The 12954-nt window shown below is 41.8% G+C and carries 12 protein-coding genes and 1 other annotated feature; all 12 genes read right to left on the reverse strand.

From position 1 onward, the window contains the following. Positions 1 to 5: 5 nt before the first annotated feature. The 12 genes from PGY05_RS06140 to PGY05_RS06195 all read right to left on the reverse strand — a co-directional run bounded on the left by PGY05_RS06140 (position 6) and on the right by PGY05_RS06195 (position 12875). On the reverse strand, positions 6 to 557 hold the full coding sequence (locus PGY05_RS06140) for a hypothetical protein (RefSeq protein ID WP_055156041.1): 552 nt from the start codon (positions 555 to 557) through the stop codon (positions 6 to 8). Positions 558 to 774: 217 nt separating this feature from the next. Next, entirely contained in the window at positions 775 to 2739 is a 1965-nt protein-coding gene (locus PGY05_RS06145) for an ABC transporter permease (RefSeq protein WP_117557152.1), read from the reverse strand. Further along, a complete protein-coding gene (locus PGY05_RS06150) occupies positions 2732 to 3499 on the reverse strand; it encodes an ABC transporter ATP-binding protein (RefSeq protein WP_117557250.1) in 768 nt (255 codons plus the stop codon). Before PGY05_RS06150 ends, PGY05_RS06145 begins: the two co-directional genes overlap by 8 nt. Positions 3500 to 3919: 420 nt before the next feature. Next, entirely contained in the window at positions 3920 to 4942 is a 1023-nt protein-coding gene (locus PGY05_RS06155; RefSeq protein ID WP_270475523.1) for a sensor histidine kinase, read from the reverse strand. Continuing rightward, positions 4939 to 5610, reverse strand: coding sequence for a response regulator transcription factor (locus PGY05_RS06160; protein WP_008371417.1), 672 nt, complete (start codon positions 5608 to 5610; stop codon positions 4939 to 4941). Before PGY05_RS06160 ends, PGY05_RS06155 begins: the two co-directional genes overlap by 4 nt. 13 nt (positions 5611 to 5623) lie before the next feature. After that, entirely contained in the window at positions 5624 to 6499 is an 876-nt protein-coding gene (locus tag PGY05_RS06165) for a YitT family protein (RefSeq protein ID WP_117557155.1), read from the reverse strand. 253 nt (positions 6500 to 6752) lie between these two features. Next, positions 6753 to 7025, reverse strand: a complete 273-nt coding sequence (locus PGY05_RS06170; protein ID WP_117557156.1) for a LacI family transcriptional regulator — start codon at positions 7023 to 7025, stop codon at positions 6753 to 6755. Between the two features lie 24 nt (positions 7026 to 7049). Then, entirely contained in the window at positions 7050 to 8120 is a 1071-nt protein-coding gene (gene rsmH / locus PGY05_RS06175) for a 16S rRNA (cytosine(1402)-N(4))-methyltransferase RsmH (RefSeq protein ID WP_117824261.1), read from the reverse strand. Between the two features lie 50 nt (positions 8121 to 8170). Next, entirely contained in the window at positions 8171 to 8341 is a 171-nt protein-coding gene (locus tag PGY05_RS06180) for a hypothetical protein (protein WP_175305945.1), read from the reverse strand. Between the two features lie 178 nt (positions 8342 to 8519). Then, entirely contained in the window at positions 8520 to 10274 is a 1755-nt protein-coding gene (locus PGY05_RS06185) for a S8 family peptidase (RefSeq protein WP_270475524.1), read from the reverse strand. Between the two features lie 67 nt (positions 10275 to 10341). Next, positions 10342 to 11376: a bile acid:sodium symporter family protein gene (locus PGY05_RS06190; protein WP_270475525.1), complete on the reverse strand. Its 1035-nt coding sequence runs from the start codon at positions 11374 to 11376 to the stop codon at positions 10342 to 10344. Positions 11377 to 11550: 174 nt separating this feature from the next. Further along, positions 11551 to 11796, reverse strand: a binding site (T-box leader). A gap of 62 nt (positions 11797 to 11858) precedes the next feature. Beyond that, positions 11859 to 12875, reverse strand: coding sequence for a glycosyltransferase family 2 protein (locus PGY05_RS06195; RefSeq protein WP_270247565.1), 1017 nt, complete (start codon positions 12873 to 12875; stop codon positions 11859 to 11861). Between the last annotated feature and the right edge of the window lie 79 nt (positions 12876 to 12954).

The raw sequence follows: 12954 nt of genomic DNA on the forward strand, positions 1-12954 counted from the left end.
CTCCTTTATTTTGAAAACTTGATCCTGTCATCAATCCCGTGCGAAAGAACATAATCAAAAACGGTCTTTGGCACCAGATCATCCCACTTTTCATCTGCCAGGATCCTCTGCCGGATCTGGGAACCTGATACCCCTTTTTCCTCTTTAGTCCTTCTCCAGAGAACTTCCACCGGAATTCCAAGCTTCTCAAAACGCTTCTCATTGTTCGCAGTCCATTCATCACAGATACTCATAAAGCAGACCGCACCCTCCGGCAGATACTGCCCCAGATATTCCACTCTGTCAATCGGAAATGGGATGATCTCAAACTCTTCTCTCGGCACTCCGAAACTGAGCAACGTATCACGAAGCATCTCATAACGCTCAATATAAGTCAGAGGATTAGCGCTCCGTCTTACCCGGTAATTGTCTTCCTCACCCCCTGATACGTGCAGATCATCCGACATAGTGATTCCTATATAAAGCCTTTTGCAGCGCATCTTTGCCGCCAGAATATATTCCACATGTTTGAGATGCAGAATCTGAAATCTTCCATATACCAGCCCTTTTTCTATCATTTATACATCCCTTGCTTTCTGTAATTTTATCTTTTCAATGATGTTGAGGTCAAAAGGTATTTTAACCCTTTTGATACCAGATTGCTACGTGCTTTGCACTCTCGCAATCCTTTTCAATTAGTCTATCTGTATTCTACTACAGAACGGTCGTTCTTAGCAAGAAATACCTCTGTATACGACAAAAAGATGACTTTCGTCACCTTTTTGTCTTTTTCTTCTATTCAACGATTTTATAATATTCTTTTGCTGTTATCACAAATACGATCACATAAAAGACGGCAAAGATTCCCACTGTACCGGCAGTGCATCCGAAGAACAGCTTTGTATTTTTCAGATAAAATATGGCTAAAAGCTTTGTGATCACCGGAAATGCAACTGCAATATGGATGATTGCCATCGCAAGCGGCAGGAAGAATACCATCAGGATCTGGCTGCGTATCGAACTTTTGACCTCGCGTTTGCTCATTCCTACCTTCTGCATGATCTGATAGCGTTCTCTGTCATCAAAGCCTTCGGAAATCTGTTTGTAATAAATGATCAGCACCGTTGCCATCAGGAACAGGCTTCCAAGATACATTCCAATAAAAAACACACCGCCATACAGACCAAAGAAAGTCTCTTTTTCAAGATATCTTCCCTGTACGCCAGTATGTTCAAATTCACTTTCTGCCTGTGCTTTCAGCTCTTTGACAGCTTTCAGCTTCTGATCTTCGCTGCCCCTTAAATTGAATGACTCCCTCCATTTTACCGGTTTGTCCTCTGCCTCGAGCTGGTATTTTTCCAGATAATCTTTCATAAACTCTTTTTCATCACTGACGATCATATAATATACATTTTCTGTATTAGAATCACTCTTCTTTCCAAAAGGTGCAGTATCCAGTTCCTTCTTGACCATCCATGTTTCCTCATCAATCCTGATCTTATCCTTTCCGTAATTTTCCCCATTTGTAAAAAGAATAGCTTCCTTATCCCCAAGCTCCATCCTTTCGCCGGTCAGCTGATTATAATCTGCCAACCTAATCACATCAAAAAACACTATATCAGATGATGAATTATCCTTTATCATAGCAGAAGTATATTCTTCTCCGTTTTTTATCTTAACAAGCTCTGCCATATGCCAGCTCTTCTCATCTGTGATCTCTACCTGATTATCCCGGCAGATCTTTTCCACCATGTCATGCAGCTTCTTATTTTCCACATCATCAGATACCGAATTTGTGATATACACTTCCTGCGGATACCTTGTTCTTAAGACATCCTCCTTTCCAATGTACAAAGATACGGTAGACGAAATGATCACCAGAACCATAGTACTGAGTACACAGATATTTGACAGCCCGACTGCATTCTGCTTCATTCGGTAAAGCATGCCGGATACGGATGTAAAATGCTTTGTTTTATAATAGAAATTTTTGTTTTTCCGAAGCAGCTTTAAAAAAGCAATACTTCCTGCTGTAAAAAGCGCATAGGTTCCGATAATGACACAGATTACTGCGACAAAGAAAAGTTGAAGCGCCTTAAGTGGTTCTTTTGTCGTAATCGCAATGTAATAACCGATTCCAAGGAAAATGATTCCAGCCATAGTCAGGAACCATTTGGTTTTTGGCTCGCGCTCGCCCTGACTTCCCGCATGCAGAAGATCGATTGGATTGGCAAGCCGGATCTGCAAAAGATTATAGATCAGAGTCAATGCAAAGATCAGTGTGAAAAAGAGAACGGTATTTCCGGCAATCTCCCATGACATCCGAAATGCCAGTTTATCGTCATAATGAATCATTCTTTTCAAAAGTGCATACATCAGCTTTGCAAGCGCAGTTCCGAAAAAGATTCCACCCAGGATACTGACCGCACCGGTTACAACCGTCTCGATCACCAGCATTTTCGCAAGCTGCGGTTTCCCCATTCCGAGAATATGATACACTCCGATTTCTCTTTTCCTTCTTTTGATCAGAAAACTGTTGGTGTAAAACAGAAAGATCAGTGCAAATGTTTCTATTACATGAACACTCAGACTTAAAATAATCTGTAATGCTTCCTGGTTCATTGGCGAATTTGCCGCCAGATTCGCCATCATATAATACATCATCACCGTTAAAATGGCAGTCAGTACATAGGGAATATATGTCTTCCGGTTATTTTTCAGATTGGAAATGGCAAGCTTTGTATAAATCGATCTATTCACGGTGCTCACCTCCTGTAGTGAGAACCGTCAAGGTGTCGGTGATCTTCTGGTACATCTCGTCACTGGTCAGATTGCCACGGTAAAGCTGATGAAAAACTTCCCCATCCTTGATGAAGAGGACTCTCTTTGCCGTGCTCGCTGCTTTGACACTGTGCGTTACCATGACAATCGTCTGCCCGTTATCGTTGATCGCATTAAAGAGTCCCAGAAGCTCATCCGTCGATCTGGAATCAAGCGCACCGCTCGGTTCATCGGCAAGGATCAGCTGCGGTTGTGTGATCAGAGCACGTGCAATGGCTGCTCTCTGCTTCTGTCCGCCGGATACTTCATATGGATATTTGTTCAGAAGCTTACTGATTCCCAGCTGCTCTGCGATCGGCGCGATCCGACTCTCCATTTCCGTGTATTTCTTTCCAGACAAAACCAGCGGAAGGAAAATATTATCCTTCAGGGTTAGTGTATCCAAAAGGTTGAAATCCTGAAAGACGAATCCAAGATTCTGCCGCCGGAATGCTGCCATCTCTTTTTCCCGGATCTTGCCGAGATCATTCCCTTTTAAGTAAACCTTTCCACCGGTCGGCTTATCAAGTGCTGCCAGAATATTCAGAAGTGTAGTTTTGCCACTTCCGCTTTCTCCCATAATTGCTACATATTCGCCTGCTTCTACGGAAAAGCTGACGTTATGCAGCGCCTCTACCTGATTTCCTCCGAAACGGGTTGTGTATATCTTTTTTACGTTCTTTACGTCAAGTAATGCCATGATTTTTATGACCTGCCCTTCTTTTTTATTTGATAAAGTCATTATAAAAAAGTAAGGGATTTCTTTCCATCGAAGTAAATGACAATTTGTGTGGGGTTTCTTACATTTTTGTAAGGATCGGGTTGGAAAAGACTCATTTGGTGAAAGAGACGCCGCCAGAAAAAATAAATATTCCAAATTCCTTTGTGCAAACCATTCCGATGAATCACTTAGGACAGGAATCATGTTCGGCAATGGCCTCCATGATTCCTGTGTTTCATCTCCATTGCACAAACATGGAATTTTCCATATTTATTTTTTCTGGCGGCTGTTTTGTTCAAATGGATAAACTTTTTGCAACTGATAGATCCTTACCCAAAAGTAAATCATAGTTCTGTTCCGTTGTTGGAAGTTTTTTCGTTTTTGTACCGATAGACTCCATTACTCTATTCGTCTGGATTCACGGTCAAAATTTAAGTATACTTTTGTTCCTTCTTCTGGTTTTGATTCAATCCAGATAGTATGATGGAGACGATCTATGATTGTCTTACAGAGATATAATCCTATTCCAGTGGATTTTTTATTCGCTCTTCCATTGTAGCCGGTAAAGCCTTTTTCGAAGATTCTTGGGAGATCCTCTTCTGCAATGCCGATTCCGTTATCGGAGATCACCAGAGTTTTTTCTTCTGTGTAGATTGATATTTCTCCGCCTCTTGCGTATTTAACTGCATTGGAGAGAATTTGTTCGATGACGAAGGTCAGCCACTTTTCATCGGTCAGGATCTTCTGATCCTGGATTTCAAGGTGAAGTCTTGTCCTGGTCATGATGAACATCTGGGAATATTTGCGGACTGCCTGGCGGACGATTTCTTCCAGGCTGCAGATCCGGAAGGCGTAATCGGAGGTTGCGGAACCCATTCTGAGATAGGTGAGTACCATATCCACATATTGTTCAATCCGGAACACCTCCATTTTCATGCTTCGGGTAAGTTCCTGTGCTTTCGGGCTTTCCTGTACTTCTTCCAGTTCTTCCCCGCTCTGGATCAGGACACCGAGTGCTGCAATTGGAGTCTTGATCTGATGAACCCACATGCTGTAATAATCAGACAGCTCCTGTTTTTCAATCTGCACAGAGGATTCCAGCTCTTTTTTCTCTTCGTAAAGCTGCCGGATCAATTCCTGGTACATTTCGCTTTCCCGGCTTTCTGCCTCCGGAAATCCTCCTGCCTCTGTCCGGATTTTTCCCTGATTTTCTTCCAGTATTCTTTGTCTTTTTTCATATCGTATGAAAACAAGTGTAAACCAGATCACATTCCATAAAATCACCAGAAGGAACGCATATCCTGCAATCTCCACCGGAATTTCATAGATCCAGAAGATGACTGCAAAGAGAATGCCCGAAACAAGAACCGCTATTCTCTCCGGTCTTTTTTCTTTCCAAAATGCCCTTAAAATCTCTGTCATACCAGCATGTACCCGATTCCTTTCTTTGTCCGGATCACATCATGCATTCCGGCTTCCTCCAGCTTTTTCCGAAGTCTCGCCACATTTACTGTAAGTGTATTATCATCGATGAATTCGTCACTTTCCCAGAGTCTGGTCATGATCGCATCTCTGGTCACAAATTTTCCTGCGCTCTCAAAAAACATCTGACAGATCTTGAACTCATTCTTGGTGAGTTCAATCTTCTGCCCGGCTATTGTAAGTGATGCATCTCCCAAATTCAGCAGCATTTCTCCATGCTCAATGATATTTGCCGTTCCCTGAAGTGCATATGCTCTTCTAAGCACCGCCTGCACCTTTGCTGTCACTACATTCAGATCAAACGGCTTCTCGATAAACTCATCTCCGCCCATGTTCATTGCCATCACGATATTCATGTTATCATTCATCGATGACAGAAAGATGATCGGCACATTGGACAGTTTCCGGATCTCCTGGCACCAGTAGAATCCATTGTAAAACGGAAGCCCGATATCCAGGATTACAAGCTGTGGATCTGTCTTTTTAAATTCTTCCATTACATTTTTGAAATCACGTACACATACTGTCTTATAATTCCACTTTTTCAAATGCGATGCCAGCCGCTCTGCGATCGTGTTATCGTCTTCAACAATCAGTATTTTATACATTTATTCCTGACTCCTAAACTCTCTTCTGGAAGTTCCCGTACACCTTAACCCCTTCATCTACCGTAGTAAATGCTTCCGGATCCAGTAAATACACCATGTTCAGGATATCTTCTACTTCAAATTTATTCACGATCGTCACCAGAACATAATTGTCTTCACTCGTAAATGCACCTTCACCATTCCACTGCGTAACACCACGTCCGGTTTCTTTCATGATTGCCTCTGCGATTCCCTTCTTCTTCGTGAAAATCAGCATTCTCACATTGATGTTCTGAAAATGCATCCTGTCCAGAGTTACCGTGTAGAAGAACAGGTAGACAACCGAATAAATCACCGTTGAGATATCAAAAACTAAAAGATAAATGGCATACAGTATCAGATTGAAGATGGTTCCCAGTTTTCCAACGGACATTCCCGCATATTTTTTCGCCATCCAGATACCGATAACCTCTATTCCACCACCGCTTCCTTTTGCCGTTAGCATGATTCCAATTCCGGCTCCGGTTACAACACCACCGATGATGATTCCAATAACCGGATCAGCAATCACTGCTGTTGCCGGAGTTGGTACGATTGAAGTAAATAAACTGATTCCTACCGTTCCAAGGATTGTATTTATAAAAAATGTCTTTCCGATTTTAAACCATGCAATAAATAAAATCGGAATGTTGAGCAGTAAATAAATGATACCATACAGGTTCAGACCTGCAATTTCCTTAATCCCGATCTGTCCTGCTCCATAACTTAACAGCTGTGCAAGACCAACTGCTCCCCCGCTGTATAAATTCATAGGGATAATAAATACATTCAGACCAACTGCGTAGATCAGACAGCCCACTATGATCCAGGCAACCTGCATTCCCCTCTTCTGTGGCAAAAAATTGTTCATACTTTTTCTTTCCTCCTTGCTTCCGTTTTGATACCAGATATTTCATAACTTTTCCATACAGTATATCACGCCGGCATCTGAATTTGTAGACTAAAGTACAAATCGGCTTATAATTTTCTGTTATATATTTTAATCATTTTTCAAATAACAAAAGATGCCGCTCTGTTATCTGTTTTGATAACTTTGCAGCATCTTTCTACTCTTCTTTTTTTATCCAACGTGACGCTCAAATCTCTTAAATCCAAGAATATTTTCAATCCGATCCATTGCATCCTTTTTTACTGATATACTCAGCGACTTCCTTCATAGCCTGATAATTATCAATCTGCACACTTCCCATATTACCACTCTTTTCAATCTTACGGTCAATAAATACAACTGGGATTGATAAATCTGCAAGTAGCTTGTTACTGGTCGCATAATCCGAACTGACATAAATGATCCCATCTACCATTCTGGATTTTAACACATTCAAAAACTTTTCTTCCTGCACCGCATTATGATCCTTGATTTTTGTTTTGTCAATATTCTAATCAGCCTACACTTACTTTTACTCCGCCTTCACAGCCCAGCGCATCTTCGTAGATCTTGCACGCCCATTCTGTGCACACTCTTCTGCCGAAGGTCGGACTACATCTTTGGCATATTCGGAATAAACTCCCTCGCGATATCCTGCTTTTAAAGCTTTCTTCACCAGTTTGTCTTCTCCTGAATGGAACGTCAGGATCGCTACTCTTCCCCCCGGTTTCAAAGCGCCCGGCAGTTTTTCCATAAATTCATAGAGTACTTCAAATTCATGATTCACGTCAATTCGAAGTGCCTGGAAAGTCCGCTGACAGGTCTTCCTGATGATATCTTTTTTCTCCTTATTTTCCGGAAGGAAAGACAAGGTCTGTTCGATCACCTGACGTAGCTTTGTCGTAGTATCAATCCGGTGTCCTTTCCGGATTTCTTCGGTGATTGCCTTTGCCAGTTCTTCACAATACGGCTCATCCGAATTTTCATATAACATCCCGGCAAGTTCTTCTCTTGAAATTGTATCCAGTCTCTCGGCTGCACTGATCCCTTTTTCCTGATTCAGTCGCAGATCCAGAGGTCCGTCCACTTTGAAAGAAAATCCTCTCTTCGGGTTGTCAATCTGCATGGAAGACACACCCAGATCAGCCAAAATAAAATCAAATCCCCCAACTTCTTTTGCAATCTCATCGATAGTACAAAAGTTCTGAAGACGGATTGTTAAAATATCCTCCCCAAATCCCTGTTCTTCCAGACGTTTTTTTGTCTTTGCAGATTCTTCCGGATCTACATCTGTCGCGTAAATGTGCCCCTTTCCTTCCAGACATTTCAGCATTGCTTTTGTATGTCCGCCATAGCCAAGCGTTGCATCAAATCCCACCTCTCCCGGCTGGATCTTCAAGAAGTCAAGAATTTCCTGCACCATGATCGAAATGTGCATTCCGGCAGGTGTATTTCCTTTCTGAATGACATGTGCAATCATGTCCTGATATTTCTCCGGCTGTAATTCTTTGTATTTTTCTTCAAATTTTCGTGGATATTTTCCCTTGTACCTTGTGCGGCGCTTGTGAACACCTTGTTCAATGTTCTTTTCCTGTTCTGACATACATTGTCTCCTTACTTGTTAATTTATTTTTGGTTTTTTCGAATCTCTGGTCAACTCCATCGATTTTGTTGACTCATTGCCATTTTCTCAACGTTTTCCATATTTTTCTTAATATTATTTTGTTCGACTGTAACTTGAACAGCTGCTACTTTTAACTGACCATCCATTTTGCCTTCTTTCTTCAAAATATTAATTTGTTTAAACTCACTATACTCTATCACTCTATCAGCGTAAAGCATTTTTTACAAATCGCCCTATTTTTGTGCATATACAGTTTTGAGTTGTGCATGTTGCATAATTTTTCTTTTTTACCTATTGACTGAACAAATTTAAGGTTAACAACTGAATAAAGATATGTTTTCAGATTGTTTTTCGAGGTGTTATTATAAATATAACATTTTAATCTGGCAGGCTTCTCTCCAAACAGAGTCGTCCATATCCCACCTCACGGTTCGGATACTTTCCAAATCCCGGCAACTCTCTCGCCCCGCGCCGGAGATACGCCTTCACTTTCTCCCCATACAAAAACGGATCATTTCCTCTTACGATCCCCCATTCCATCAAAAGTGCCGATGCTCCTGTCACAAACGGCGTTGCGAAAGAAGTTCCACTCACCACTTTCACCCCTCCGCCAACTGCTGTCGTCCTTACGTTCACTCCCGGTGCCACAAGATCCGGTTTCGTCCTTTCATCCTGCCAGGTATATCCTCTTCCTGAAAAAGATGCATAGGAAAAAGTAAGCGCATCATACGCCCCCACCGATATCACTTTATCTGCAGTCGAAGGAATCGTTAAGGTCACTTCTTCATCCGGATACAAAAATCCTGTCCCCCGGTTCAATACATTCTCACTTGGCAACCACAGATCATACTGCCCTTCCACAACCCTTGTCGGATTCAAAATGATCTGCCAGACTCCCGACGTAATATAATCTGTCACCGGAATCATATCAATATAAATCTCCTGCGCGACATTATACGGGCTCGGTTTTCCATAATATAATAAAATCTCCGTTTCCCCGATCCGGAATCTCTGCGAACCGAGAACAGATTGTATTGGACCGATCCGCGTCCCCGCAGGAGATACAAATGAAATTTCCACTTCGTCCGTATACGCTTTCCAGATCTGAATATTCAATGTTGGTTCATCTGCCTGTACTGCGAGCTGTATTCTTTCTTCTTTTCTTTTCTGCAGCACTCCAGAAGTATGCCCGGCACTTGCTGCTTCATTTCCGGTCCCTACACAGATCACACTCTTCCAGAAATTCGACAGATCATCAATATACCGTTCTACCAGACTCCTGCCGTCATGAGAACCATATGTATTTCCAAAACTTAGATTGATCGCCACCGGCATCCGAAATTCCAGTGCTTTCCTCACCACATAATCCATCGCCTGCATCAGTTCTGTCGTCCGTGGAAATCCGTCTGGCATAGGCGATCCCATTTTTACCACAATCAGCTCACTCTCCGGTGCCACACCGGCATACAGATTTCCGCTTCCTCGCCCATTTCCGGCAGCAATCCCTGCAACTGCAGTCCCATGACCGGATATATCCTGACTTGGTACCATTCTTCTCCTTTCCTCTGACGAGTCAGCCTCAAGTGCCCTGTTAATCTGCTCCTCGGTAAATTCCACTCCCATCCAATAACCTTTTGGTGGATTCTTCTCTTCATCCGCATTCGGTCTTAATGACTGATCCCACATCACCCGTATTCTCGTCGTTCCATCTGCATTCCGAAAATCTTCATTCGCATAATCAATCCCCGAATCAATTATCGCCACAAGTACACCCTGTCCACGCATATCAAGAAAGCGGGTATCCTGCACCTCATTGATACAGGATACCCGCTTCCCATTTGCTATTTGAAAAAATAAACGTTTCGGTTTCTCTATATATTCTACCTCAGGAATATCTGAAAGTAAATCAATCCTGGACTGGCTGATCCGAATGATCGCGTACTCATTCTGAAGTTCAACCACCTGGATTGCCAAGGCTCTTACCTGATCCAGATTGCCCGAATATTTAATAATCAATTCCCATTCCCTGTCAATCGGATGATACCCGACATCCAGGTTCAATGATTTTTCTCTTTCTTGTTCTGTCGCTCCAAGTGCCAGATTTAAAAGATTTTCCAGTTTCTGATCTTCCATATCTTCTTACGCCCTGTAAGTTATTCCTGATATTTTATGACGACCATTCCGAAATTATTTCTGTATTTTATGCTACATTTTCTGCAGCCTGCTTTTTATTTGCAGGCTTTTCTGCTTTTCTCTTATCATATGCTGCAAATAATCCTGCGAGAAGTGTTCCTGAAATAGAATGCCATGTACAGGATACAGCACAGATAATTGCGGATTCCGGTGCAACCGCAAACTGTGCCGTTGTGGTTGCAAGGTTGGTAGCAAGTCCGGCGTTCTGCATTCCAACTTCGATGGAGATTGTTCTCTTCTTTGCAGTATTCATACCAGTCAGTCTTCCTGCGCCGTATCCCAGCAGATATCCAAGTCCATTATGAAGAAATACTGCCACAAAAATTACAACTCCTGATTCAAAGAATTTGTCTCCCTGCGAAGAAACCACTCCGCCAACTACACATGCAAGTCCAAGTACTGCAACTCCAGGCATCACTTTCTGAAGCTCTGTAAATGTTTTTTTCTTTCCAAACAGATAATTCAGTAAAAATCCAAAAGCTACCGGAACAATAACGGTCTCAACAATAGATACAAACATCGGAAGTCCTTTGATCGTAATATGCGTTCCGCTTGCAAGAAGTGAAACCATAAGCGGTGTCATAACCGGTGAAATGATTGTGGATACCGTAGTCATTCCTACGGAAAATGCCACATCTCCGCCACACAGATAAGACATGATATTGGAGGATACACCACCCGGACAACAGCCTACAAGGATCAGACCAAGTGCAATTCCATCCGGAAGCTGAAGTACTTTCGTCAGTGCAAATGCAAGAAATGGCATGATCAGATACTGCGCGATTGCGCCGATACAGATATCAAAAGGTCTCTGTGCCAGAATCTTAAAATCTTCGGTTGTCAGTGTCAGTCCCATGCTGAACATGATGATTCCGATGATGATCGACTGACAAGTGAACTTGTTGGATACCGGATCAACGAACAATGGGTTATTTACCCATCCCATCATTGCCGGTACAAAGAATGTGACTACTGCAATAGCGATTACCACCAATGATGTATAGTCTGATAAAAATTTGCTTGCTTTTTGTAATGCTTTCATTACAGTTTCCTCCTTTTTCTTTTCGTCCACGCAAAACTGTTCTTCTAATCTTCCGATAACAAAATTCACAGGATTTTTTTGTATACACAGCAACAAAAAGGAATGTGCCTATTTTTTCATAGGAAGTTCCTTCGGAATTTCCTATGAAAAAAGTCCCTTTCCAGAATCAATCTGAAAAGGGACGAATAAAATCCGCGTTACCACCCTAATTCCACAGATAATAATCTGCGGCACTTCACATACCAACATATGCTATCCATATAACGGTGGATCCCGGCAAAGTCTACTTGCAGATACTTTTTCTGCTTTGGACCCGCTTCTTAGAGAGGATATCCTTATCCGGTTATTACCTGTTCACACCATCCACAGGCTCTCTGAAAATAATGGCGGATACGACTTTGTTCTCATCAACGAATTTTGGTGAACCATATTTACTTTAACAGTTATTATAGTCTTCTCTTCGGAAATGTCAAGAACGAATTTTAATTAAATCCGACAATTCTTCTCGCCACAATGTACGCCAGAGACGAAATCTTTCTTCCTGATCTGCCCGGAAGATTCATGGTCTGTCCAAGGATTCCGTATCGGATCTTCCAATAAGTTCCGTAGTGATTCTTCTTCAGATACTGCCACAGCTCCCGTTTCTTTTCCAGATTCTCTGCATTTTTGGAACGAATCAGAAGAATCGAAGACACCGTCATCATAATTGCAAGATAATTAGTCATATAGGTCCGCAGTTTTTTATTAGAAATCTTGCGCATATCATACATATCAATCATGCTCTTTGTGACAAAGATCTGCTGATCCACACGACTGATCATCACCTTTTCATTGACAGACTGATCTTCTCTTCCAATGTAATAACGATAAAAATCCACATCCATGTAATACATCTTACGCACATGCGGAAGTGGATAGTAAACATAAATATTGTCCACATAGAACGTATGCTTCGGCAGTTTGAGCTGACATAATTTCAGGAAATCTGTCCGGTAAATAACAGAATGCATCAGAATATACTGTCCCAGATGAAAATGTTTCACATCATTCCAGCCAAAAATCTCTTCCTGTGGAAGCACATTCTTGTACTCAATCACTTTCTTGTGCTCCATTCCTTCTTTTTCGTATACATAATTGGCAAGCAGCATATCCACCTGCTTTTCTTCCTCTTCAAACTTTTTCAGAACATCCAGAATCTTGTACAGTGCTTCTTCATCTACCCAGTCATCACTGTCCACAACTTTAAAATATTTTCCCTCTGCGTGGTCAAGACCTGCATTGACCGCATCTCCGTGCCCACCATTTTCCTTATCAACTGCACGGACGATCGTTGGATACTTTTCTTCATACTCATGTGCAATCTTTGAAGTATCATCCTTTGATCCGTCATTAACTATGATGATCTCTACATCTTCTCCACCTTTTAAAATAGATTCCACTGCCCTGTCCATATAAGCTGCCGAGTTATAACACGGAATCGCAAACGATATATATTTCATGTGTATTCTCCTTCTCAATTTAAAGCTCACGTTCCTAGTATAGCCTATTTTTTTTTGTTTTCCAACTGATATTGTAAAT

It is taken from the genome of Coprococcus sp. AF51-11b1 (assembly GCF_027682785.1).
Lineage (GTDB): Bacteria > Bacillota > Clostridia > Lachnospirales > Lachnospiraceae > Allocoprococcus > Allocoprococcus comes.